Here is a 24688-nt window from a genome sequence, read left to right on the forward strand (position 1 = left end):
AATGGACTACAATGATATAATAGAAGTTGAAGATATGACAGTAGCATATCAAGCAAAGCCTGTATTATGGGACATAGATCTTAATATTCCAAAATCTGTTTTAATGGCTATAGTTGGACCAAATGGTGCAGGAAAATCTACTTTGATAAAGGCTATGCTAGGTTTAATAAAACCTGTATCAGGAAATGTATTATTTAATGGTCAAGGTTATAAGTCTCAAAGAAAACATATAGGATATGTACCTCAATCAGAAAGTGTAGACTGGGATTTTCCAGCTAATGTTTTAGACGTAGTTCTTATGGGAAGATACGGGGAATTGGGATGGTTCAAACGTCCAAGGGAAGAAGATAAAAAGAAGGCTAGAGAAGCTTTAGAAAAGGTAGGCATGATAGAGTTCGCAGATAGGCAGATATCTCAATTATCTGGTGGACAGCAGCAGAGAATATTTCTTGCTAGGGCATTAGTTCAAGATGCAGATATATACTTTATGGATGAACCTTTTAAGGGAGTAGATGCTAAGACTGAGAAGGCTATAATAGCAATATTAAAGGAGTTAAAGAAAAGAGGAAAAACCATAATAGTTGTTCATCATGACCTTCAAACAGTAGAAGAATATTTTGATTGGGTAGTATTGTTAAATACTCAAATCATAGCTAGTGGACCTGTTAATGAAGTCTTTACAGATGAAAATTTAAAGAAGACCTATAGAAGTACAGGTCAAATTTTAAGGAGGTAGGTGAAAGTAGTGGTATTGAATCTTATTTTAACAGATTATACTTTGAGGATTGTATCATTGGGTTCTGCTCTTTTAGGTATAATATCTGGAGTATTAGGCAGTTTTGCCGTCATAAGGAAAGAAAGTTTATTAGGAGATGCTGTTTCCCACTCAGCATTGCCAGGTATAGCATTAGCATTTTTAATGACTCAAACTAAAAGAACAGAAGTGTTGCTACTAGGGGCTTTAATATCAGGACTGTTATCTACATTCATTATTCTTGCCATAGTTAAATATTCAAGAATTAAGTTTGATAGTGCTTTAGCATTAATATTATCAGTTTTTTTTGGAGGGGGAATTGTTTTATTAACACATATCCAAAAAATACCTAATGCAAATCAAGCAGGATTAGAAAAATTTATTTTTGGTCAGGCATCTACTTTGCTTCAGAGAGATGTTAAGGTCATGGCAGTAATGGGAATAGTTTTAATAACATTAACTATTATATTTTGGAAGGAATTTAAAATAGTATCATTTGATGGGGATTACGCAGAGAGTCTTGGCTTCTCTACAAAGAGAATTACTACATTACTTTTCTTTATGATAGTAACAGCTATTATTATAGGGTTACAGACTGTAGGAGTTATTCTTATGAGTGCTATGCTTACAGCACCAGCAGTAGCTGCTAGGCAATGGACAAATAAACTATCTATTATGGTAATTTTATCAGCCATATTTGGAGCAATATCAGGGGTTATTGGTACAATATTAAGCTCAGTAGTTTCAAAATTACCTACAGGGCCAATGATAGTAATAGTCATAAGTATAATAGTAATCTTTAGTTTAGGATTTGCACCTAATCGGGGATTGATATGGAAATATTTTAGGGATAGGAAGAAACAAAGAGAAATAAATGAAGACCAAGTATTGGTAAATCTTTATCATCTAGCTATGAACCATGAGGATATAAATCATAGTCATGATATTTTCATAATCAAGCCAAATAAATCTAAGACTGGAAGAACTGTAAAGGAGCTTACAAGTAAATTAGAATCCCTAAGAAGCAGAGGATTTGTAAAAAAGGATTATTTTAATAAATGGGCAATTACCGAAAAAGGTTTAGAATATGTGGAAAATCATTTTAAAAAGGAGGAGATATAATGTCGCCACAATTAGAAATTCAAATTATAGCAGTTATAGTTGCAGTAGCATGTTCTCTTCCAGGAGTATTTTTAGTACTACGAAAAATGTCTATGATGTCAGATGCTATAACCCATACGATTTTATTGGGTATAGTAATTGGATTTTTTATAACCAATAGTTTAACATCTCCAATTTTAATATTGGGAGCTGCTCTTATGGGAGTATTTACTGTATTTTTAACAGAGATGCTAAATAGTACTAAATTGGTATCTGAGGATTCTGCCATAGGAATTGTATTTCCATTGCTTTTTAGTATAGCCATAATAATTATATCAAGATATGCTGGTTCAGTTCATTTGGATACAGACTCTGTATTATTAGGAGAACTTGCATTTGCACCTTTTGATCGTCTGAAAGTGTTTGGAGTAGATATAGGAGCAAAATCTATGTATTCTATGGGAATTATCCTAATAATAAATCTTTTATTTGTAATAATATTCTTTAAGGAGCTTAAAATAGTAACTTTTGATTCTCCACTAGCAGCTGTTTTAGGATTTTCACCTGCACTAATACATTATAGTTTAATGACTATTGTGTCAATAACTGCTGTTGGAGCATTTGAATCAGTAGGTTCTATATTAGTAATAGCCTTTATGATAGGTGCCCCAGTTACAGCATATCTTATTACAGATGATTTAAAAAATATGCTTATTTTAAGTGGTCTTATAGGTGGATTAAATGGGATTTTAGGTTATCAGCTTGCTTCTATTTTAGATGTTTCCATAGCTGGATCCATGGCTTTGATGACAGGGATAATATTTATATTGGTATTTGTATTTTCCCCTAAAAGAGGTCTTCTAACTACCATTAGTAGGAGAAAACGTCAAAGAATAGAATTTGCAGAGAAGTCTTTAATGTTTCATTTATATAATCATGAGGGTAAAGATAATGAAGCTTTTGAAAGTGGACTTTATACCATTGAAAAGCATCTGCATTGGAATGAAAAGTTTTTAAAATCAATAATAAAGGAATTAAAAAGAAAGGAGAAAATATATATACAAGAAGATATAATTAAATTAACTGAATCAGGAAGGCAATACGCTATAAAAAGTTATGAGGAAATAGTATCAGGATAATTATAATCTAAAACCATATCAGATAAACAACTAATAGGAGGAAATATGATTTTAATATTCGCAGTAGATAATAATTGGAATATTGGATATGATGGGAATTTACTATATAAAATATCAGAAGACTTAAAGAGATTTAGAAGATTGACGGAAGGTAATATAATTATAATGGGAAGAAAAACATTTGAATCTTTACCAGATAAAAAGGCATTACCTAATAGGATAAATATTGTAATTACTAGAGATAAGGAATATAGAGCAGAAGGTGCTAGAGTAATTAATTCTCTAAAAGAACTTTTTCCACTATTAAATGAATTAAACCCTAATAATGAAATGGAAAATTTTATAATAGGAGGAGGGGAAATTGCAAAGCAGACTATCTCCTATTGTAATAAGGCCTATATAACTAAAATATTTAAGACCTTTGAAAAAGCAGATGCTTTTATTCCAAACTTAGATTTACTTCATGATTGGGGTATAATAAAAGAATCAGACATATATAAACAGGATGATTTAGAGTACAAATATGTAGATTATATTAGAGTTAAATAAATATTCCCTACAACTTTAAGTTGTAGGGAATATTTATTTAAGATTTATAGTTTTAGATTAACTTCAATAGTCCCAGTATTATCAATATGATTCCTGATAACCAGGATAAATTTATCTTGGTTTTTTCAACAATCTTTTTACCAATAAATAATCCACTCCAAATGGAAAACATGCCGATAACTAAAGATAATCCTATTACTTGTAAGTAATTGATATTACCTAAACTACTTCCAAATCCAACAGCTAAAGAGTCTAAGGAAAGAGCTGTTGCCAGATATAAAGCTTCTTTGGAGTCAAGATTTTTTGATAGATTAAAATCTGCTTTAGTTTCATCAACATATACATCTATAACAAACCATATGTCAAATAATTTTATTTTGACCTTTTCATTTTCCTTCAATTTATTTTCTAAATATGATTTAAAAATACTTTCAAATAAATAATATATTCCAAGTAATATGAGTATAGTAGCACCTAAGATTAAGGCAATGCTTTCAGGGAGTATTTTTCTTATTTGAATTCCAAAAAAAATGGACAATGCTAAAAAAATAGCACAAACCATATCAATAATTAATATTGATTTGAAAGGCATTTTTATCTTATTTGTCCCATAAGCAATACTAGCCATAAAGGCATCTAAGGATAATACTAATACTAATAATATATTTTCCACATTGAGCACCCCTATTATTTTGAACTATTATTATTTTATTCAGATAGGAAATAACTGTTACCACAATATGGTAAAAGGAAATATCTGGTAATAATAAAAGGCTTATCCAAATATAAATATAGAGTAGTATATTAAAGAATAAATAATTTATAGGGGGATAATATGAATATCATTTTTACTTTATTATTGTTTACTATGGGTTTAATAATGATAGTCAAAGGTGGAGATTGGTTTCTGGATTCCACTGTATGGATTGCAGAAAAGACGGGAATTTCTTTTGGAATAATAGGCGCTACTATAGTTAGTATAGCTACTACATTACCAGAACTTTTAGTTTCAACTCTATCAAGTAAGGAAGGCTTTACAGATATGGCAGTAGGAAACGCCTTAGGTTCATATATATGTAATATAGCATTTATTGTTGGGATATGCTCCTTGATAAAGCCAATAAAGATTAAGGATGATTTCTTTGGCATCAAAGGGGCAATGATGTTCGGATATTTAGCTGCTTTTTATTATTTTGCATCTGACGGAGTGATTAATCATATAGAAGGAAAAATTTTATTATTGTTAGTTGTACCATTTGTTTTAATTAATGTTTTTGAGCATAAGAATGAAAAGGAAAATCCTAAAAAAGGTTTTGAAAAAGGTATAAATAAGGTAGAAGCATTGTCAAATGCTGTTAAATTTGCAGTAGGGTCCTTTCTTATTATTTATGGTGCAAATGTATTAGTAAATTCTGGTGTAGAAATAGCAAATTTCTTGAGAATTCCTAAGCAAGTAGTTAGTTTAACTTTGCTGGCAGTAGGAACTTCTTTGCCTGAATTGGTAACAGCTGTAACGGCTACTATAAAAGATAAGCAAAATATATCAGTAGGTAATATAATAGGAGCTAATATATTAAATATGACTATAGTTATGGGAGCATCTACTTTAATTAGCAATAGAGGTCTTATTATATCAAACCAAACTTTGAGTTTAGATGTTCCTATGGGTACAGCAGTAACACTAATTTTTATATTAGTTGGAATATTTCGTGAAAGAATAGGAAGATTTACGGGAATACTATTACTAGCTTTGTACATAGGATATTTATTTATATTGTTTTAAAAAATTCACACAAATAAAATAAAAAGTGATATAATATTTGCACACTAAATTAGGAGGCTATAATATGTGTGGAATAGTAGGATATATTGGAAATAAAGATGCACAGGAAGTAATATTACAAGGATTAGAAAAGCTAGAATACAGAGGATATGATTCATCAGGTATTGCAGTAAATGGAAATGATCATATTAAATTTAAGAAATTAAAAGGCAGACTTTCAGTATTAGAGGATTGTTTAAAAGAAAATCCATTAATAGGAAGCGTAGGAATAGGTCATACAAGATGGGCAACCCATGGAGAACCGTCAGATGTAAACTCCCATCCTCATCTAAATGAAAAAGAAACTATAGCAGTAGTACACAATGGAATAATAGAAAACTATAACGAGCTTAGAGAAGAATTGCTGAAAAAGGGATATAAATTTAAGTCTCAGACAGACACAGAAGTAATAGTACATTTATTAGATAGTCTTTATGATGGCGATTTACTTAATACAGTATTTGAAACTGTGAATAAGCTTAAAGGGGCATATGCTCTAGGGATTATCTCATCAAACAATCCTGATGAATTAGTTGCCGTTAGAAAAGAAAGTCCATTAGTAGTGGGCTTGGGGCATGGTGAAAATTTCATAGCGTCAGATATTCCAGCATTGCTTAAATATACTAAGGATGTATATTTTTTAGAAAATGGAGAGATTGTTTATTTAACAAAAGACAATGTTAAAATCTATGATGAAAATAGAAATGAAATAAAAAGAGAGAAGTTTAATGTAAACTGGAATATTGAAGCTGCTTCAAAAGGTGGATACCCCCATTTTATGCTTAAAGAAATCTATGAACAGCCATTGGCAATTAAGGAAACTTTACTGAGAAGACTTGACTGCAATGGAAGAATAAAATTAGACGATATTAATCTAACAAAGGAAGAACTAGATAAGATTACCAAGATTTATATTGTAGCTTGTGGTACGGCTTATCATGCAGGTCTAGTAGGAAGATATGTAATAGAAAAATTTACTAATATTCCTGTGGAGCCTGACGTAGCATCAGAATTTAGATATAGAGATCCATTTATTGATGATAATACTTTGATTATAGCAGTTAGTCAGTCAGGAGAAACTGCAGATACTCTTGCAGCCATTAGAGAGGCTAAGAAAAAGGGGGCAAGAATTCTTTCAATTACCAATGTACTAGGTTCATCTGTAGCTAGAGAATCAGATGATGTATTCTATACTTGGGCAGGGCCAGAGATTGCTGTTGCATCAACAAAGGCATATACTACACAATTAGTTGCTTTATATATGGTTGCACTTTATATGGCAAATATTAAGGAGAGTATTACAGAAGATTACTACTTTGATATAATTGAAAAGATTAAAGAATTACCAGAAAAGGTAGAGAATATCCTTAAAGATGTCGATGAAATAAAGAGAATAGCAGAAGTAATTAAGGATAAAAATAGCGTTTTTTATATAGGTAGGGGATTAGATTATCAGACTTCTATGGAAGGAGCCCTAAAATTAAAGGAGATTTCCTATATCCATACAGAAGCTTTTGCAGCAGGAGAGTTAAAACATGGAACCATAGCCTTAATTGAAAAAGGAACCCCTGTTATTGGGGTAGCTAGCCAAGATTATTTATATGAAAAAATGGTATCAAATATACAAGAAGTAAAGGCTAGAGGAGCAACTACTATTTCTATAATAAAAGAAGGATTAGATAAAAATTTAAATCATGCTGACTATACTATTTATATTCCAGAAGTTGATAATATATTGTCACCAGTTTTAACAGTTATACCTACTCAGCTACTTGCTTATTACACATCTGTTATAAAAGGGAATGATGTAGATAAGCCAAGGAATTTGGCGAAGTCAGTTACGGTAGAGTAGATAAAATAAGGTCTATGGGGGATAATCATGAATTATAATTATACAAAAACTAAAAAAGAAATAATAATAAAAAATCTAAAGCTATTGATAGATTATAAGACTTTAATAGCAATTACATTTTTAGCCGTAGGATATTTAAAGTCTTTTAACTATATATTTTTATTAGGTTTTATATATTTTGCATTGTATCTAATGGTTATAGTTAGGTCATTATTAAGCAAACACAAGAGTATATCCTTGAACTTTATCATTGGAGAAGAGGAACTAATAGCTAAAGTAGAAAATAATCAACTGATATTTCCTTTTAGGGATATAAAAGCAATGAAGGACAGTAGGCACAGCCTAATAATTAAGATGGATAAACGGTCTAAGGCATCTCTTAATAGACTTGAAATCCCTTATGATTTAGAGGACAAGCATGTAGAATTTATAAAAGAATTAAAGTATAAATATGAAAATTATAATCCAAAGGATAGAGCTGAGGAAAGCTTTGAAAAATCCATAATAGCATTTAAACTAAACCCTAGAAAAGATGTTATTAGATATATTAAATATTCTAAGAGGATTTATTTCAATGTAATTATTTCAATTATTTGTGTATTTCTTTCAATCATTTTAATACACAAGCCACAAGCTAGTATTATGTTTATATCTATTTTTATCTTATCTTGGGCAGGATATTATATTGATTATAGAAGAATAAAAACAAAAGGAAACTTAATATGCTCAATTGAAAAGATAGATGATGAAAGTCTTGAAATCAAAGGAAGTGCATTTAAAAGCGTTGTAAATATAAAAGACGTTAGACTTTTAAGTATAAATGATAAGGAATATATTATTAAAATTGAAGGAATAACAAATGATTCATATGTTTTTACTAAAGATGAGATAATAGTTGGAGATATAGATAATCTTGTTAATGCTATAGGTGAACCTTGTATAATTATAAGGAGCCAAAAATTACCTTTTTTATCTATGATATTTGCAATAATAAGTATCCTTTGTATCCCTATGGTTCTTACTCCTTTAGGAACAGAATTATCCCTATATTGCAATATTATATTTTTTATAATTTCATTGATTCTTGTAATTATTGCATTAATTAAGAAAAACATAATTAAAAGACTTGCTTATATAGCTTTGTTTTTAGATTTGCTTTTATTAGTATTTTATATTCATATTATTATGGAAGTATGGTAGGACTTTACATATTAGGATAAAAGATTAGGGAATAAGTTGAGGTGAAGATATGGATAATAAATTATTCACAGTAAAGACTTCCATGACTAAGGAAGACTATCATAAGTTTTTATATATAGCAACATTTCGAAGAAGTAAGATAATAATCCCCTTCATAGTTGGATTTTCTGCTTTAATCTCTGCATTACTTGCCTATGGGGAAGGACAGTTTAATACAATGGAATTTTTTATATTTTGGATATTATTTATATTTGTTTCATTTGCTGCAGTAATTTTCAAGGTTGAAAGAAGAAATAAACAAAGAATAAAAACGGATAATACTGGAGTATTTAACTCTCAAGATACCTTAGATTTTTATGAAGATTTTTTAATTGTAAAGAACACAGCAATTGAAGGTCAATCTAAGATTAGATATAATCAGCTTTATCAAGTTCTGGAATCAAAGGATTATTTTATAAATTATTTTAATATTAATCAGGCATCTTTAATAAGAAAAAAGGATATGGATCATGAAACTATTGAAAAGTTAAGAAACTTGTACCAAAAAGAAATGGGAAATAAATATAGAAAAATATAAGGTTTTTCATTAGTTTATAATTATATATGATATTTTAAAATAATAACTAATAAGGTTTGAATATAGTATTGACAGTAGGAGTATTGTTCTATATACTTAATTGATGAGATAAGGGAGTAGTTGGCACAATGAAAATTGTGTAATAAAGTCAACATACTGATAAAATTTATCTGGCTTTATTTTAAATAATGAGACTTGTCTGCAGGAGAAAACTGCAGATAGGTCTTTTTTTTATTAAAAAATTAAAGGATAAAGGAGAATGGAATATGAGTTTATTTGGATTGTTTATTATTGCAGTTGGTTTGTCAATGGATGCCTTTGCAGTATCTATCTGTAAAGGGCTGTCTATGAATAAGATTAGCATTAAAAAGGCTGGAATTGTAGGACTATATTTTGGAATATTTCAAGCAGGAATGCCTTTAATAGGATATTTTTTCGGAGTAAGATTTCATGATAAGATTACATATTTGGATCATTGGATAGCATTTATATTACTTGTGTTTATTGGATTAAATATGGTTCGAGAGTCAAGAAATTGTGAATGTGAAATTGAAGATGGTTCTAAATCTCATAACAGTATAGATTATTCCCTTAGTTTCAAAAACATGTCTCTTTTAGCAATCGCAACAAGTATTGATGCTTTAGCTGTAGGAATTACTTTTGCATTTCTTAATGTAAATATTGTTCCAGCAGTTTCATTTATTGGAATTGTTACATTCATATTATCAATGATTGGTGTTAAGATAGGAAATACATTTGGAAATAGGTGTAAATCAAAAGCTGAACTTGTAGGAGGGTTAATTTTAATATTTATGGGTTCTAAAATTTTACTTAGCCATATGGGAATAATAAGTTTTTAGAAAGTTAGTAATTAATTTTGCCAAAACTATTTTATTCATAAAGATAGTTTTGGCAAAATTTTATTATAGGCAATGGATTTTATATGAAACTATATTAATTTTCTGTTAGTTTTATTTTATTAATTAAACTATATAGATTATCAGCTAGTTCTGATAAGGAGTCTGTTGAACTAGTTAATTCACCCATTGAAGCCATTTGTTCTTCTGTAGCTGCTGAAACATCATTAATTTCCATAACAACTTCTTTGGTAATGGTTTCCGTTCTAATCATTGAATTCATGGCATTGTAAAGATTATCTTCAACATTATTTAAGGTTATGGTACTTTCATTCATTTCTTCAACTACATTATTGAATATTGTTGCCATTTCATCAAAGACCACCTTTGTTTCATTTACAGTTATAATACCTTTATTGATTTCACAATCACTATATTCCATACTTTGGTTTGCATAAGAAATAATATTTTGATTATTTTTAATTAATTTATTTATTTCATTAGTAGAAGATTTTGTTTGATCAGCTAGAAGTCGAATTTCTTTAGCTACAACAGCGAAGCCCCTACCATATTCACCAGCTTTGGCAGATTCTATTGCTGCATTTAATGCTAGTAAATTAGTTTTTTCTGCTATTTTTTCTATTATTATTAGTATCCTATCCATTTCTTTGGAGCTAATATTAATATCTTTTAGTGAACTCTTTACTTTTTCTGAACTATTATTAATATTTATCATTTGTCCAATTAATCCATCAATGGATTCTTTGCCTTTATAGGCATTAGAATGAGCCTTATCATTAAGAAACTTTATATCCTTTATTTGTTCCAATACAAGGTTGAAGCTATTATTTACATTTTTTATTTCATTTGATACCCTAAGTATTTCCTTTAATTGAATATTAGCTTTAGAATTTATATTATTTGCTGCTTCAGCAACTGAATTTGATGATGCAAAGGATTCTTGGGTGATAGCAGCTAATTTAACAGATGAAGAAGATAATGAGTGAGATGAGGTTTGAATTTCAGCAGCAAAAAATTTAATATTGTTTATTACAGATTGAATTGCTTTAGCCATTATACCAATCTCATCTTTTCTATTTCTAATTTTTTCATCTATGGAAAAACTAAGATCTAATTCAGCCAAGCTTGTAGTTTGATTGCTAATGCTCACTATTCTATTAGATAGATTTTTAGATATAAAATAAGATAATATTATACCAAATATAAGAGCTAATAAACTTATAGAAGGCAAATAAGTGTTTAATTTATCTAATTCTGATAGAATTTCTTTTTCCGTAATATGAACTAATATTGTCCATCCTTTCGATGGAATTGGAGCATAACCTATATATTTTTTCTCACCGTTTTGCTTGTACCAATCTATTCCAATGTTTTTGCTTTTAATTTCTTGTAAGATATTATCTATCCTTTTCTTTGAATCTTCATCAACTTCACCAATGGAGTCTTTGAAATCTATTTTAGTATTTTCATTTTGTTTAATTATTTCTAGAGTAGGATGAGATATTACATTTATATTTTCATCTATTATATATGCATAACCTGTTTTACCAATATGTATATCTTGGGCAATACCATAGAATTCTTTAGCATCTTTATATGCTACTATTACTCCTACTACCTTTCTATCATGTTTTAATGGAGCTGCCATGGCAATATCTACTTGTCCAGATTCTTCTCTATAAAATGGTGCAGAAAAAGATGGAAGTCCTAGGTTAGCTTGTTTAAAGAACCAAAGATTACTAATGTCTACTGTTTTATTATTATCTAATCTAAGATATCCCTCTGTACTAGCTATACCAATATTTGATAAATTAAGCCTTTTTTTTTCTGCCTGAAGATACTCTATTTTTTCTTCCCATGAATTATCTATATTACTCAATAGCTCTAAGGAACCTAAAGAATCAATTGAAATTAAATAATTCTTAATTCGTTCATCTACTATAAGACCTGAATCATGAGCTTTATTGAGAAGTAATTTTTTTGATGTGTTTATTAGAGAATTTTTTGCAATTACATAGGCTGTTAAGCTAATTGTTCCAGATAATAATATAATAATTAATATAACTGTAATTAATAATGAAGTACCTATTTTTCTAAATTTAAACAATTTGTTAAAATAAGAACTTGTATTTCTAAATTTAGATAATTTATTAAAATTATTAACTAAATTTTTAAATCTAGACCTTAATAAATTAAGAATTTTCAACTATATCATCTCCTTAGAATGACTTTATTAACAATTACTTCTTAGGTTAATCTTAACATTTCAATGTTAAGACTATGTTAAAAAATGCCAAACTAATATTAAGTATATGTAAATTTTAGAGATATAAAAACTGCCAATCTAATTAGATTGACAGTTTTTAATTTATTTTATATAATTATCGAAATATCCTTGAATATAAATTATAGGGGTTCCTTTATCTCCACTACCGGAAGTTAAATCTGATAAGGAGCCAATTAAATCAGTAAGTCTTCTTGGAGTAGTTCCTTGAGCTGCCATGTTTCCAACAAGCTCTGATTCTTTATTCTCAATATATTTAGAGATAGCTTTCTTTAACTCCTCACCCCTTAAGTCAGCAAAATCATTATCAGCCAGATACTTTAGTTTTACTTCAGAAGGAGTTCCTTCTAATCCTGATGTATATGCAGGAGAAACTACAGGGTCAGCTAATTCCCAAATCTTACCCACTGGATCTTTAAAAGCACCATCTCCATATACCATTACCTCAACTATTTTACCTGTTTTTTCTTTAATTGATTCTTGTATTTTATTCACAATAGGTTGACAATCTCTAGGAAATAATTTTATTTTATCTTCTGTTGATTTATTTGACCCAAGCAAACCATATTTTTCGTTATATCCACTGCCATCTATTGAATAACTTAGAATATCGTCAAGACCATAGACATTCTCTCCGCCATTTTCCTTCAATATTCTCTTAGTTCTAAATCTAGTATGAATATCACAGGCAATTACATTTTTTGTATAATTTAAAATAGTCTTTGGATCATTAGAAAATATTATTTCACAATCAATACCATATTCAGATATTAGGGATTTATAATATTCAATATAATCTACACCAGTAAAGGGATGTAAAGTATATCCAAAGTATTCCCTGAATTCTTTTTCATTCAATACATCTGTCCAAGGATTTACTCCCTTTACATCAAGTACATCCATATCTACTAAATGATTACCTACTTCGTCAGAAGGATAACTTAACATAAGAACTATTTTCTTTGCACCTTTAGCAATACCTCTTAGTATAATGGCAAAACGGTTACGGCTCAAAATAGGAAATACTAGACCTATTGTTTCATTACCAAACTTTTCCCTTATGTCATTTGCAATAGCATTAATGCTGGCATAATTTCCCTGAGCACGTGCAACTATAGATTCTGTTAGCGTAACAATATCTTTGTCTTGAATTTTAAAACCTTCTATCTCTGAAGCTTTCATTACACAATTAACCACTATATCTGCGATATCATCCCCTTCTTTAATAATAGGGGCTCTTAGACCTCTAACTACAGTACCTACTATTCTTTCCATTTATATCGCTCCTTTTAATATCCTATTTGATATCTTACACATTTAATATATAATATATTATGGTATAAGTAAAATAAATATCTAGTATAATAGATATAAGGAGTGATTATATGTCTATTAGGTTGGAACTTTATAGAATATTTGATAAGGTGGCAAAATGTAAGAGCTTTTCAAAGGCTGCTAATGAACTATATATGACACAGCCTGCCATAAGTCAAGCCATAATGCAATTGGAAGATGAACTGAAAATTAGACTCTTTACTAGGACACCGAGGGGAGTAATACTTACTAATGAAGGGAAGATATTATTTGAATATACTAATTCTGCAATTAGTTTATTAGACAATGGTGAAAAGAAAATAAGACAATCTAGAGATTTAAAGCAAGGAGAATTAAAAATAGGAGTTAGTGATACGATTTCTAGATATTATTTATTACCTTATGTAGAAAAATTTCATAAAGATTATCCAAATATTAAGTTAAAAATAATTAATCAAACTACAGATGAACTTTGTAAATTAATAAAATCAGGGGAAATTGATATTGGAATATGTAACTTACCAATAAAAGATAACTCCTTAGATATAAAAAAATGTAAGGATATACAAGATATTTTTGTATTTGGTGAAAGATATAAAGATATGGTTACAAATTCCATTACCTATGAAGAACTGTTAGGATATCCCTTAATATTTTTAGATAATAGGTCTAAGACTCGACAATATGTAGAAGGATATTTATTTTCTAAAGGTATAAGGATAAATCCAGAAATTGAATTAGGCTCACATGATTTATTATTGGAATTTGCAAAAGTAGGATTAGGATTAGCCTGTGTAGTTAGAGAGTTTTCGAAAAATTATTTGTTAGAAGGAAGTCTGTATGAGTTAAATCTTGTTGAGGATATTCCCAAGAGAGGTATTGGTATTTGCTCATTAAAGGGAGTTTCATTATCCCCTTCATCTGAAAAATTTATAGAATATCTTGATATAAAATAAAGTTAGATAAAAATCTAACTTTATTTTATGGTTTTACTAAAATATTTGGCAGAGTATAATAGTCTGTTATTCCCGAGATTATATTATTTTTTCCTATTCTAGTATATATTCCTGCAAATTTTTCTTTATACATAAATAATCCAACTATAGACTTAAATTCTTCTACCTTTAGCCCATCATTTTCAAAGACTATATGCTTTCTAGTAAATGGCTCAAAGAATTCTTGATACAGGTAATCTTTTTCCCAAGATTCATCTAATCTTTTTTTCCATTCATCTTGGGTTAAATCTCTACCAGCATATACTCCCCTTGAGGCATTTAAATCTAGGGGTTTCATAATATATTTATCTTTATTATTTAAAACCTTGTTATATACTTCTTTATCTCCTTTAAAGAGTCCAGTTACTGGGATATGTTTCTTTATAAATTCTCTTTCATCTTCTGATAAAAACTCTAGAGTATCCTCATCATGTAAAATCTTAAATATTATTTTATTGTGAATTATTTGAGATCTAATAGAACCTACTGAGCAAAAAGCCTTGTTTCTATATGCTTCAATAAAATCTGGTATTTCATTGGCTTTTTCTATTAATTCGAAGGTAACAATTCTTCTATATACTAAATCTATTCTATAATCTTTAAAATATAGGTGTTTATCTTTATATTTTAAATCCCTAGGATCAGCTATTATGGCATTATATCCTTTTCTAATAAAAGCATCTTTAAATACTTCAAATTCTTTAGATGTACCAGATTCTGTAAAATCAACTATTGCCACATTGGGCTTTTCTATTTTACTATTCCATTTTCTAAATATACTAATACTATCTTCAACCCATTTATCTATTAACTCAAATAAAGATAATTTATATTTTTTCCCAAATTCCTTTAATCCCTTTGTTTCTAAGAGGATATTTCCTATGGTATTATCTTCATTCATAGCTGAAGAGCCATCTGTATTTAGTTCACAGAACTTGAAATTATCTAAATCTTTGTAGAAAATATCAAATCTGCCTATAGGAACATTAATATCATATCCATTATCTATAAGTATAAGTTCTTCTAGAAGGGGACTATATTCAAATTTTTTTCTGAACTCCTTTGAGTCGAGATATTTTTGTGTTACCTTATTTGTGATGGATATTAAGATGTCACCAATTTTATTAAAGTTTTCTACATCTTTTTCTGTATAAAACATTGGATGATAGAGAAAAGGTACTGGTTTACCCTTATATATTGCACTGGAATTCTTCACTTTTTCCATAGCTTCTTTATAATCTATAACATAAATTTCTGGATTAGATTTAATTAGGTCTATATATTCCTCATTTATATCCTTATAATTCATTTTCTCACCTCAAATATATTATTCAATAAGCACCAACTTAAAGATTTCTTTTTACCATCTTTAAGTTTCTCCTTAGTAATCTCATAAGGATTTTTATTATCATTTATCATCTTTTCAAGAGGTAGAATATATTTAATTTCGTCTGGATTTAACCCTTCTTTTCCCAATTTTACTAACCATTGACCTGTTTCAAGAACAGTTTTATCTTTAAATTTGCCTTCTAATCCATTTGCTATAATATCTTCCTTAGATTTTTTTATATCTTCTATGGTTATATCTTTAATATATTCATATGCTTTATCTAGGTTTTTCTCATTGTAGAAGATACCCTTTAATAAGGCTACTGCTGAAAAATTTAAAGGATATGGGATGGAATCCATCATTCGTATTTCAATATATTTTTTAGTTCTTACATCTGGGAAAAACATGGTTAGCAGGTGTTCTAATTCATCTTCATGGTAGTCATTAGGATTGAACAACTCCTTTACCTTTTTTTCTCCTGTTGGAATTACTTCTTTGTCTTTAAATATAAAGATTGGTGGTCTGTTTAAAATATATTCTGCATATTTTTCATAGCTAAAATCATCTTCCAGTGCATTATCTACTATTCCCGACCTATCATCATCACAGTTATTCCATATATAAGTTCTTAAACCATGCTTATTCCAGATATCTCCTTCAAAATATAATGCATTATCAAATAATGCATATAATACTGGTGATAGTCCATTAGCTACTTTAAATTTTTTCTTATAATCTTCTTCATCTTTAAAATCTAGAGATATTTGTAGTGCAGCTGTGCCTTTCATCATATTATGAGCATGGCTGCCCTTAGTTTTAAAATAGTTGAACATAAAATCATATCTTTTTTTAGGCAATAGTTTTATATCATCTATTTTGGTTTCAGGATGATAACCTGTAGTGATTAATCCTTGATTTTTCTTATTAAGGATTGGAATTATTTCTTCCATAAATTCTATATATTCTTTTTCAATATTTAATATATCTTTTTGAGCATCTATACTAAGTTCCAATTGACTTCCTGGTTCTAGGGTTATAATTTTATTTCCTTTATTTAATCCTAATATATATTCTCCTTCATAAACACCTTTCCAACCATTCTTCTCTAATTCTTTTAGGGTTTCAGCTACCCCATTTTTACCATAATAGGAGATGGTTTTTAAGGTATCCTTATCTATTACATAATGTTCAAATTCAATTCCGATTTTAAAATCTTCTACTTTTTTTTCACTATTTTTAAAATACTTTACGATTTCTTTTACTTGTTTACTGTAATCCATCTATATTTCTCTCCCTTAGGTATTATGTATTTCGTGGCTCTAGATATAGTTACCCATAAATTATAATTTTAATAATATTATACTAATTTAACTATAATATTATAATATATGTATTAAAGTGATATAATTTTATATTATAATTTATTATGGAGGTGTAATATGAAGAATAAAATAAGAATTGGAATAGTAGGGTATGGAAATCTTGGACATGGAGTTGAATTGGCAATTAGTCAAAATCCAGATATGGAGCTTATAGGAATATTTACGAGAAGAGAGCCTAATTTATTAAATACAAAATCTAATGTAATACATATTTCTAAAATATTGGATTTTAAGGATAAAATAGATGTAATGATTCTTTGTGGAGGCTCTGCAAAGGACTTAGATGAGCAATGCCCTATGGTAGCAAAAAGTTTTAATACAGTAGATAGCTTTGATAATCATGGGAGAATTCCTGAATACTTTGAGAAAGTCAATAATATAGCATTAAAATCAAATAAGTTAAGTCTTATATCTGTTGGATGGGATCCAGGTCTTTTTTCTCTTAATAGATTATTAGGTCAATCAGTTTTACCTAATGGTAAGGATTATACCTTCTGGGGTGAGGGAATAAGTCAAGGACATTCAGACGCCATTAGAAGGATAAAGGGTGTAAAAGGTGGTGTCCAATATACCATACCTGTTAAAGAGGTTTTAGATAAGGTTAGAAATTGTGAAGATATAAATGTTTCATCTTGTGAAAGGCATAAAAGAGTTTGTTATGTAGTATGTGAAGACAATGAGGATTTTCATAGAATAGAAAATGAGATAAAAACTATGCCAAATTATTTTGCAGAATATGATACTACTGTGCATTTTATTTCTGAAGAAGAATTAAAGGAAAAACATAGCAAAATGCCCCATGGAGGATTTGTTATTAGAACAGGTATTACTGGACATGGTACTAAACAAAAGATGGAGTTTAATTTAAATCTTGAAAGCAATCCAGAGTTTACTTCATCAGTGTTAACCGCCTATGCTAGAGCAGTTTATAGAATGGCTTGCGAAGGGAAAATAGGTGCAATAACTATCTTTGATATTCCTTTAGGTTATTTATCTCCTAAGACAGGGGAGGAATTGAGAAAAGAATTACTATAGGGAAAACCCCCTAGTTTTATAAGGGACTAGGGGGTTTATCTTATATTTTTATATCTTTCTATATTGTCATCACTTAAAAATTCATAAGCATTATTTATTTCTTGAAATATTTTTGTTGCATCTGGTGATTTGTTTAAATCTGGGTGATATTCTTTGGCTTTTTTTCTATATGCTAACTTTATTTCATATTTATCTGCATTATATCCAACTTCTAATAGATCACAACTTTTTTCATACTTACTTTTAAATTCTATAGATGGATTTACATAGGAGTTTCCATAATTGTTGTTTTGATAATTTCCGCCATAGGTATTATATCCACCATATCCACTATTTCTCCTTTGAGAGTTTTGGTATTCATTCCATTGTCTAAATCTTTCTTCCCATTGTCTTTGTTCTTCTTCCTGTCTTCTCTGCTGCTCTCTTCTCCTTTTTTCTTCTTCCATTTTTTTATATTTATTCCCATATTCGTTAAATGAATTAAATTGGGCCTTCTTTCCATTTATAAAATTATCAGCATGATCAAATAGAAACTCTGTTATCATATATTTGATATATTTTAAATAGGATATAAATTTGGTTCCCAATATTGGAAATATAACAAGGAATAGTATAATAAAAAATGTTATAGGATTAAGCAATAGTGCTGGTCCTAATATTATAATTAATAGGCAGCCTCCCATTGATATAAGAGTAAGAAATCCTTTTCCTATATTTATTACAATTCCTACTATAAATCCTACAATACTAATAAAAACATCAAATATTATAGAAATAATACTAGCAATGCCATATAAAAATTTACCCCAAAGTTTTTTTAGTATATTCATTTACTTTTGAGCCTCTCTTTATTAAATTAATTAATTTCTATGTTCTTTTCTCAAATTTTTCTTTGCATTTTGGACAAGTAACCATGAGTCTTCCTTTTCCTTTTGGAAGTCTTAGACTTGAATGGCAATTTGGGCATTTAATATATTTATGAGTCTTACGGTCTTTTATTTTATTTTCTGTTTTTTTGAACCAGGAATAAACTGGACTCATAAAAATTGCAAATTTATAATTTTCCATTCTGCGTTTATTTATATCCTTAGAAAATATTCTAAAGATACTTATTACCAAAGGGATGTAACCAATATATAGCAATAAATAAATATTAGTTAATCTACCAAATAAGGTCAAAAATAAGGATAGTAGTATTAACAATGTTGAAAGTTGATCTCCTCCATATCGTCCATTCATAAATTTATTTAACCAATTCATTTTCATTCTCCTACTTTATATTTTGTTAATATCTTACTATTAATAATAAGATATTTCAAGTATAACCATATATAGTCTTAAAATAACTTAGATTTAATTCACTTAGAACAAGAACTGTAATAAATTTGATTTTAATTTATTTTTTAAATCTCTAAAAACTTGTTGACAAGAAATAGCAAGACTTATATACTTAATTACGTAACTAACTAACCATTTAAGTTATGGGGGTGATAATTTGTTAGATTTAAATTCGGATAAATCAATTTATATACAAATAGCTGAATTAATAGAAAATGATATTCTATTAGGAAATTTAAAAGAGGAAGAACAAGCACCTTCTACAAATCAATTTGCAAAGATATGTCAGATAAATCCAGCAACGGCTGGAAAGGGACTAAATATTTTGGTGGAAGAAGGTATACTTTATAAAAAAAGAGGTATTGGTATGTTTGTAGCAGAAGGGGCAAGAAAAAAGATAATTAAAAAGAGACAAAACTTGTTTTTTGAAGAAATATTACCTGACATAATAGTGGAGGCAAATAGACTGGAGATATCTATAGAAGAAATTATAAAGTTTATTGTAGAATTTAAGGGAGGGAAACAAAATGCTTGAAATAAGAAATTTAAGTAAATCTTATGGAAGAAATAAGGTGCTTACTGATATTAACCTAGATATTGAAGAAAATAAAATCTATGGATTGCTTGGAAGAAATGGGGCAGGAAAAACTACTTTATTAAAATTAATAGCTAGTCAAATATTGAAAGATGATGGAGAAATAAAATTAGATGGGGAAGAAATTTTTGAAAATTCAAAGGCAATGGAAGATATTTGTTTAGTAAAAGATTTCCCAAACTCTGTTAAAGAAAGGAAAGTAAAGGATATATTGGCCTTAGGCAAGATTATATATAAAGATTGGGATGAAGAATATAAAAATTATTTAATAAGAGAATTCAATCTAAATATAAGGAAAAAACTGCTAAAGTTATCAACAGGAAATAAAACCATTGTAGGGTTAATCATAGGACTTGCTTCAAGATCTAGAATTACTATATTTGATGAGCCTACTATAGGACTTGATGCAGCAATGAGATATAAGTTTTATAATTTACTTCTTGAAGATTATGAAAAAAATCCTAGAACAATAATAATATCTACCCATTTAATAGATGAAGTAGCCAATTTGTTTGAAGAGGTGATTATCCTTAATAATAAGAGAGTTATGCTAAAGAATGAAGTAAATGCACTTAAAGAAAAGGCATATTTTTTATCTGGTCGTGAAGATTTAATCAATCCAATTATTAAGGATAAGAAAGTAATTCACAAAGAAGAATTTGGTTCTACTAAAATAGTGGGTATATATGGTGATTTAACAGAGCAGGAAATAAATTATGCAAGAAATAAAAATATTGATATAAGTAATATACCTCTTCAAAAACTATTTATATATATTACTGAAAATATTTTGGAAGGAGAGTCTTTAAATGAATTTATCTAAAAGAATTTTTAAATTTCAAAACTATGACTCAAAAAGAACCATAGGTGTATTCTGGGGAATTATATTATTAATTAATATATCTGTATATATATTAACTCTATATTATAAATCTAGAGTTAGGATAGGGTTAATGAATAATGACCAGTTATCAATAGCAGGTTCCAATATTATGCCTATATTTATTTTCTTTATAGTCAACGGTATTATTATGTATCATGAATATTTCTCATTAGCTCTTAGTTTTGGAGTCACAAGAAAGGATTTCTATAAATCAGTGATAGTGGACAATGTTATTGTATCCTTCATTTTTGCTGTTATTCAAGGTGTTTTACTTATTATTGATAAATATATTGCCCAATATTCAGAATATAAGCCAATAGTGAATTTTGGATTATTTAATACCTCAACTAATAATATATTATTTATAATTTTAAGTTTAACTACAATTTTCCTTGTATCTGCTTCAATTATTAACCTAATAGGAGTTTTACAGTATAGATTTGGATATAAATTGTGGATAGGATTTGGTATAATGTTTTTTATGGTACAGTTATTAGGTGGTTTTTTTATTAAGTTAGTAAACACAGTTTCAAAGATATACTTATATTTAGAATCAATATTTAATAAATTTACTGTATTTACAGTAGCTTTGTTAATAATCATTGCATTCTATATTTTAGGGTATATTTTTATAAGAGAAGCTGGTATTAGAGAATAGATAGACAAATTGAAATTTATAATACAAAGCTAGAGAATAGTTCTTTAGCTTTGTATTATTATAATAATTGTAGTTTTCCCTATTATTCTATAGAGCTATTTGGTATATTAAATAAGAGGTGACGAATATGAAAGTAATGGTAGTAGGTGCTGGTAAATTAGGATATAAACTAGCAGAATCAATGGTACTAGAAGATATAGATGTAACGGTAATAGATAACAATCCAAAGGTAATAAATTATGTAAATGAGCATTTAGATGTTCTAACGGTTTTAGCAAATGGAATAGATATAAACATTCTTAGGGAATTAGATATAAATCAGTATAATTTATTGGTAGCGGCTACAGATAGTGATGAAACTAATACTCTCATTTGTTCTTTGGCAAATAAGCTAGGATGTGAAAAAACAATAGCTCGTATTAGGAATCCAGAGTATATGCAACAATTGGATTTTATAAAAGCTGAAATGGGAATTGACCATATAGTAAACCCAGATTTGGCAACTGCCCAAGCCATGGAAAAATATTTATTAAAGAATTATAGTTTTTACTCAGGAGAATTTGCCAGTGGAAAAGTTAGGATGATTGATTTTAACATTGAGCATATAGAAGAATTTATTGGTAAAAAATTAGCTGAATTGGAAAATTTTGATAGATTGTTAATTACAGCAATATCTAGAGACGGAGATATAATAATTCCAGATGGTTCAACACAATTATTATCAAATGACACAATTCATGTTATAGGTAGAAGTGATGATATTAGCAATTTAAACAATAGATTTTCCCATGATATAACTAAGAAGGATATAGAGAGGGTAATGATTCTTGGTGGCAGTAATATTGGTTTTTATTTAGCTCAGAAATTATCAGGGGCAAATATATCAGTTACCTTAATAGAAAAGGATAAAGAAAAATGCCAAGAACTATCAGAACTACTTAGTGATGTACTTATAATTCATGGAGATGGGACAGATATTCATCTCTTAGAAGAAGAAAGAATATCTACTATGGATGCATTTGTTGGAGTAACAGGTTATGATGAAGAAAACTTACTTATGGCTTTGATGGCAAAGCAATCTGGAGTTCCAAAGACAATTTCCAAGATTAGCAGACAAAACTATACAAAGATAATTGATAGGTTAGGAATAGATGCGGCGTTAAATCCTATTTATATTACTGCAAGTAATATATTAAAATATATCCGTGGTGGGAAAATAGTATCTGTTTCATTGCTTATTGGTGGAGATGGGGAAGTAACAGAAATAATAATTGGAAAAGACCTGCCTATAGTTGGGAAAACCTTAGAAGAATTAAAATTACCTAAAGGTATAATAATTGGTGCCATAGTTCATAATGGAAAGGTTGTAATACCCAATGGTAAATCTGTAATACATGCTAATGATAGAATAGTGGTGTTTTGTCTAAGAGAGGACTTGCCGACCCTAAAGATGTTTTTTAAGTCACATAAGGGAGGGGTATTAAGTGAATTATGGAATCGTGCTAAATGTGTTAGGTAATATATTAAGAGTGGAAGCAATGCTAATGATGCCTTCTTTTTTTATATCTTTATATACAAATCAGAAGGATAAATTTTCATTCCTAATAGCCATATTGCTAACAGCTATACTTGGTTTTATATTGACTAGAAGTAAAAGTCACGATAGGCATATAAATGCAAAAGAAGGTTTAGTTATTGTTTCCTTAGGTTGGGTATTAATATCTTTGCTTGGTGCCCTTCCTTTATATATTTCAGGTAGTACACCTACATATATAGATGCATTTTTTGAAATAGTATCGGGATTTACAACTACAGGTGCAACAGTAATATCAGATGTAGAAGTATTACCTATGGGGATTTTATTTTGGCGTTCTTTTACACATTGGATAGGAGGCATGGGAATACTGGTCTTTACTTTGGCATTGTTACCAGCCCTTGGGATAGGAGGATTTCAAATATTTAAGGCAGAAAGTCCAGGGCCTATTGCGGGAAAGATAGCTCCTAGAATAAAGGACACAGCTAAGATACTCTATATAACCTATTTTACTATTACTGTAATTCAGGTTATATTATTGAAACTTGGAGGGATGTCCTTATTTGATTCTTTAGTTTATACATTTGGGACAGTTGGTACAGGTGGATTTGCTAATAAAAATTCCAGTGTAGGTGCCTATGATAGCACTTATATTCATCTTGTAATAGGAAGTTTTATGGTATTATCAGGTGTAAATTTTTCCCTATACTATTCTTTGTTTAAGGGGAAAATAAAGGATATATTTAAGGATGAAGAGTTAAAGCTTTATTTTACCATTGTTTTTATGGCAGTAATTGCAATTGCCATCAATTTATTTAAAAATACATATTCTACTCTAGGATTAGCCTTTAGAGATTCGTTTTTTCAAGTTGGTTCTATTATTACAACAACTGGTTATTCTACAGCTAACTTTGATATATGGCCAACTTTTAGTAAGTGCATTTTGCTACTTCTTATGTTCATAGGAGGAAGTGCAGGTTCTACTGCTGGAGGTATGAAAGTTATTAGGATACTAATTATATTAAAATTAATAAAGAGAGAGATACTTAAAATTTTCCATCCACGGGCAGTTATTCCAGTTAAACTCAATGATAAGGTTCTCCCTAATGAAACCATAGCAAGCATAAATAGTTTCGTTGGATTATATATGATAATATTTGTATTATCAACTATTTTAATATCATTAGAAGGTGTAGACTTAGAATCTGCTGCTAGTTCTGTTGCTGCAACACTAGGAAATATTGGACCTGGTTTAGGATTTGTAGGCCCTACTAATACATTTAATGGATATAGCCAAATTACAAAGATATTTTTCTCCTTGTTAATGCTCTTAGGAAGACTTGAGTTATTTACTATAATAGCATTATTTGCACCAAAGAACTGGAGAAAGGAAGTATGATTTTACAATTTTAACCATTTTGTTACTTTTTTGTAACCCTTATGAAATTGACATGTTAATCATATATCT

General features: G+C 28.8%; 23 protein-coding genes. 16 read left to right on the forward strand and 7 right to left on the reverse strand.

Annotated features, from left to right (window positions below):
• The first annotated feature begins 1 nt into the window (after nt 1).
• Genes BUB33_RS03255 through BUB33_RS03270 form a run of 4 tightly spaced genes read left to right on the forward strand, consistent with a single transcriptional unit; the run spans nt 2 to nt 3543 of the window.
• On the forward strand, nt 2-736 hold the full coding sequence (locus BUB33_RS03255; RefSeq protein WP_072973108.1) for a metal ABC transporter ATP-binding protein: 735 nt from the start codon (nt 2-4) through the stop codon (nt 734-736).
• Nucleotides 737-1876, forward strand: coding sequence for a metal ABC transporter permease (locus tag BUB33_RS03260; protein ID WP_072973110.1), 1140 nt, complete (start codon nt 737-739; stop codon nt 1874-1876).
• Nucleotides 1876-2994 (forward strand): metal ABC transporter permease, encoded by a 1119-nt coding sequence (locus tag BUB33_RS03265; RefSeq protein ID WP_072973112.1) that lies wholly within the window; start codon nt 1876-1878, stop codon nt 2992-2994. Before BUB33_RS03260 ends, BUB33_RS03265 begins: the two co-directional genes overlap by 1 nt.
• Before the next feature lie 45 nt (nt 2995-3039).
• Nucleotides 3040-3543, forward strand: a complete 504-nt coding sequence (locus BUB33_RS03270) for a dihydrofolate reductase (RefSeq protein WP_072973114.1) — start codon at nt 3040-3042, stop codon at nt 3541-3543.
• Nucleotides 3544-3595: 52 nt separating this feature from the next.
• On the opposite strand, the gene ytaF is transcribed toward BUB33_RS03270, so the two are convergent.
• Nucleotides 3596-4216: a sporulation membrane protein YtaF gene (ytaF, locus tag BUB33_RS03275; RefSeq protein ID WP_072973115.1), complete on the reverse strand. Its 621-nt coding sequence runs from the start codon at nt 4214-4216 to the stop codon at nt 3596-3598.
• A 162-nt stretch (nt 4217-4378) separates the two neighbouring features.
• On the opposite strand from ytaF, the gene BUB33_RS03280 reads away from it, so the two are divergent.
• The 5 genes from BUB33_RS03280 to BUB33_RS03300 all read left to right on the forward strand — a co-directional run bounded on the left by BUB33_RS03280 (nt 4379) and on the right by BUB33_RS03300 (nt 9854).
• Nucleotides 4379-5326, forward strand: coding sequence for a calcium/sodium antiporter (locus BUB33_RS03280; RefSeq protein WP_072973116.1), 948 nt, complete (start codon nt 4379-4381; stop codon nt 5324-5326).
• A 64-nt stretch (nt 5327-5390) separates the two neighbouring features.
• Entirely contained in the window at nt 5391-7217 is a 1827-nt protein-coding gene (gene glmS, locus BUB33_RS03285; RefSeq protein WP_072973117.1) for a glutamine--fructose-6-phosphate transaminase (isomerizing), read from the forward strand.
• Between the two features lie 27 nt (nt 7218-7244).
• Complete coding sequence (locus BUB33_RS03290; protein WP_072973118.1) at nt 7245-8417, forward strand: hypothetical protein; 1173 nt, start codon at nt 7245-7247, stop codon at nt 8415-8417.
• A 49-nt stretch (nt 8418-8466) separates the two neighbouring features.
• A complete protein-coding gene (locus BUB33_RS03295) occupies nt 8467-8994 on the forward strand; it encodes a YcxB family protein (RefSeq protein ID WP_072973119.1) in 528 nt (175 codons plus the stop codon).
• Nucleotides 8995-9260: 266 nt separating this feature from the next.
• Nucleotides 9261-9854, forward strand: coding sequence for a manganese efflux pump MntP (locus tag BUB33_RS03300; RefSeq protein WP_072973120.1), 594 nt, complete (start codon nt 9261-9263; stop codon nt 9852-9854).
• A 94-nt stretch (nt 9855-9948) separates the two neighbouring features.
• On the opposite strand, the gene BUB33_RS03305 is transcribed toward BUB33_RS03300, so the two are convergent.
• Both BUB33_RS03305 and BUB33_RS03310 read right to left on the reverse strand, forming a co-directional pair.
• Entirely contained in the window at nt 9949-12078 is a 2130-nt protein-coding gene (locus BUB33_RS03305) for a methyl-accepting chemotaxis protein (protein ID WP_072973121.1), read from the reverse strand.
• A 162-nt stretch (nt 12079-12240) separates the two neighbouring features.
• Entirely contained in the window at nt 12241-13431 is a 1191-nt protein-coding gene (locus tag BUB33_RS03310; protein ID WP_072973122.1) for a coenzyme F420-0:L-glutamate ligase, read from the reverse strand.
• A 110-nt stretch (nt 13432-13541) separates the two neighbouring features.
• Here BUB33_RS03310 and BUB33_RS03315 point away from each other — a divergent pair, with 110 nt between their 5' ends.
• Nucleotides 13542-14426 carry a LysR family transcriptional regulator gene (locus tag BUB33_RS03315; RefSeq protein ID WP_072973123.1) on the forward strand — a complete coding sequence of 295 codons (885 nt, stop codon included), beginning with the start codon at nt 13542-13544 and terminating at the stop codon, nt 14424-14426.
• Between the two features lie 25 nt (nt 14427-14451).
• On the opposite strand, the gene BUB33_RS03320 is transcribed toward BUB33_RS03315, so the two are convergent.
• Nucleotides 14452-15774 carry a glutathionylspermidine synthase family protein gene (locus tag BUB33_RS03320; RefSeq protein ID WP_072973124.1) on the reverse strand — a complete coding sequence of 441 codons (1323 nt, stop codon included), beginning with the start codon at nt 15772-15774 and terminating at the stop codon, nt 14452-14454.
• Complete coding sequence (locus BUB33_RS03325) at nt 15771-17075, reverse strand: glutamate--cysteine ligase (RefSeq protein ID WP_072973126.1); 1305 nt, start codon at nt 17073-17075, stop codon at nt 15771-15773. The genes BUB33_RS03320 and BUB33_RS03325 overlap by 4 nt, the downstream gene beginning before the upstream one ends.
• Nucleotides 17076-17234: 159 nt before the next feature.
• Between BUB33_RS03325 and BUB33_RS03330 the strand changes: the two genes are divergently transcribed.
• A complete protein-coding gene (locus BUB33_RS03330) occupies nt 17235-18212 on the forward strand; it encodes a diaminopimelate dehydrogenase (RefSeq protein WP_072973128.1) in 978 nt (325 codons plus the stop codon).
• Between the two features lie 35 nt (nt 18213-18247).
• Here the strand turns inward: BUB33_RS03330 and BUB33_RS03335 are convergent, their stop codons facing one another.
• Both BUB33_RS03335 and BUB33_RS03340 read right to left on the reverse strand, forming a co-directional pair.
• The gene (locus tag BUB33_RS03335; protein ID WP_072973130.1) at nt 18248-19042 is read right to left on the reverse strand and encodes a J domain-containing protein; all 795 of its coding nucleotides are present in this window, start codon (nt 19040-19042) and stop codon (nt 18248-18250) included.
• Between the two features lie 37 nt (nt 19043-19079).
• Nucleotides 19080-19472, reverse strand: coding sequence for a zinc ribbon domain-containing protein (locus BUB33_RS03340; RefSeq protein WP_072973132.1), 393 nt, complete (start codon nt 19470-19472; stop codon nt 19080-19082).
• A gap of 235 nt (nt 19473-19707) precedes the next feature.
• Here BUB33_RS03340 and BUB33_RS03345 point away from each other — a divergent pair, with 235 nt between their 5' ends.
• From BUB33_RS03345 to BUB33_RS03365, 5 genes are all read left to right on the forward strand, one after another.
• Nucleotides 19708-20085: a GntR family transcriptional regulator gene (locus tag BUB33_RS03345; protein WP_072973134.1), complete on the forward strand. Its 378-nt coding sequence runs from the start codon at nt 19708-19710 to the stop codon at nt 20083-20085.
• The gene (locus BUB33_RS03350; protein WP_072973137.1) at nt 20078-20968 is read left to right on the forward strand and encodes an ATP-binding cassette domain-containing protein; all 891 of its coding nucleotides are present in this window, start codon (nt 20078-20080) and stop codon (nt 20966-20968) included. Before BUB33_RS03345 ends, BUB33_RS03350 begins: the two co-directional genes overlap by 8 nt.
• Nucleotides 20955-21686 (forward strand): hypothetical protein, encoded by a 732-nt coding sequence (locus BUB33_RS03355; RefSeq protein ID WP_072973139.1) that lies wholly within the window; start codon nt 20955-20957, stop codon nt 21684-21686. Before BUB33_RS03350 ends, BUB33_RS03355 begins: the two co-directional genes overlap by 14 nt.
• 127 nt (nt 21687-21813) lie before the next feature.
• Nucleotides 21814-23205: a Trk system potassium transporter TrkA gene (gene trkA / locus BUB33_RS03360; protein WP_072973142.1), complete on the forward strand. Its 1392-nt coding sequence runs from the start codon at nt 21814-21816 to the stop codon at nt 23203-23205.
• Nucleotides 23171-24619, forward strand: a complete 1449-nt coding sequence (locus tag BUB33_RS03365; protein WP_072973143.1) for a TrkH family potassium uptake protein — start codon at nt 23171-23173, stop codon at nt 24617-24619. Before trkA ends, BUB33_RS03365 begins: the two co-directional genes overlap by 35 nt.
• The last annotated feature ends 69 nt before the right edge of the window (nt 24620-24688 follow it).

It is taken from the genome of Tissierella praeacuta DSM 18095 (assembly GCF_900128955.1).
In the GTDB taxonomy this organism is placed as follows: Bacteria; Bacillota; Clostridia; order Tissierellales; family Tissierellaceae; genus Tissierella; species Tissierella praeacuta.

What these genes read in the sequence shown, in the direction of transcription:
- BUB33_RS03340 (WP_072973132.1), bottom strand. Translation starts at nt 19,472, where the DNA reads ATGAATTGGTTAAATAAATTTATGAATGGACGATATGGAGGAGATCAA.
- BUB33_RS03335 (WP_072973130.1), bottom strand. Translation starts at nt 19,042, where the DNA reads ATGAATATACTAAAAAAACTTTGGGGTAAATTTTTATATGGCATTGCT.
- BUB33_RS03315 (WP_072973123.1), top strand. Translation starts at nt 13,542, where the DNA reads ATGTCTATTAGGTTGGAACTTTATAGAATATTTGATAAGGTGGCAAAA.
- BUB33_RS03325 (WP_072973126.1), bottom strand. Translation starts at nt 17,075, where the DNA reads ATGGATTACAGTAAACAAGTAAAAGAAATCGTAAAGTATTTTAAAAAT.
- BUB33_RS03295 (WP_072973119.1), top strand. Translation starts at nt 8,467, where the DNA reads ATGGATAATAAATTATTCACAGTAAAGACTTCCATGACTAAGGAAGAC.
- glmS (WP_072973117.1), top strand. Translation starts at nt 5,391, where the DNA reads ATGTGTGGAATAGTAGGATATATTGGAAATAAAGATGCACAGGAAGTA.
- BUB33_RS03320 (WP_072973124.1), bottom strand. Translation starts at nt 15,774, where the DNA reads ATGAATTATAAGGATATAAATGAGGAATATATAGACCTAATTAAATCT.
- BUB33_RS03355 (WP_072973139.1), top strand. Translation starts at nt 20,955, where the DNA reads ATGAATTTATCTAAAAGAATTTTTAAATTTCAAAACTATGACTCAAAA.
- BUB33_RS03290 (WP_072973118.1), top strand. Translation starts at nt 7,245, where the DNA reads ATGAATTATAATTATACAAAAACTAAAAAAGAAATAATAATAAAAAAT.
- trkA (WP_072973142.1), top strand. Translation starts at nt 21,814, where the DNA reads ATGAAAGTAATGGTAGTAGGTGCTGGTAAATTAGGATATAAACTAGCA.
- BUB33_RS03270 (WP_072973114.1), top strand. Translation starts at nt 3,040, where the DNA reads ATGATTTTAATATTCGCAGTAGATAATAATTGGAATATTGGATATGAT.
- BUB33_RS03300 (WP_072973120.1), top strand. Translation starts at nt 9,261, where the DNA reads ATGAGTTTATTTGGATTGTTTATTATTGCAGTTGGTTTGTCAATGGAT.
- BUB33_RS03310 (WP_072973122.1), bottom strand. Translation starts at nt 13,431, where the DNA reads ATGGAAAGAATAGTAGGTACTGTAGTTAGAGGTCTAAGAGCCCCTATT.
- BUB33_RS03280 (WP_072973116.1), top strand. Translation starts at nt 4,379, where the DNA reads ATGAATATCATTTTTACTTTATTATTGTTTACTATGGGTTTAATAATG.
- BUB33_RS03265 (WP_072973112.1), top strand. Translation starts at nt 1,876, where the DNA reads ATGTCGCCACAATTAGAAATTCAAATTATAGCAGTTATAGTTGCAGTA.
- BUB33_RS03350 (WP_072973137.1), top strand. Translation starts at nt 20,078, where the DNA reads ATGCTTGAAATAAGAAATTTAAGTAAATCTTATGGAAGAAATAAGGTG.
- BUB33_RS03330 (WP_072973128.1), top strand. Translation starts at nt 17,235, where the DNA reads ATGAAGAATAAAATAAGAATTGGAATAGTAGGGTATGGAAATCTTGGA.
- BUB33_RS03255 (WP_072973108.1), top strand. Translation starts at nt 2, where the DNA reads ATGGACTACAATGATATAATAGAAGTTGAAGATATGACAGTAGCATAT.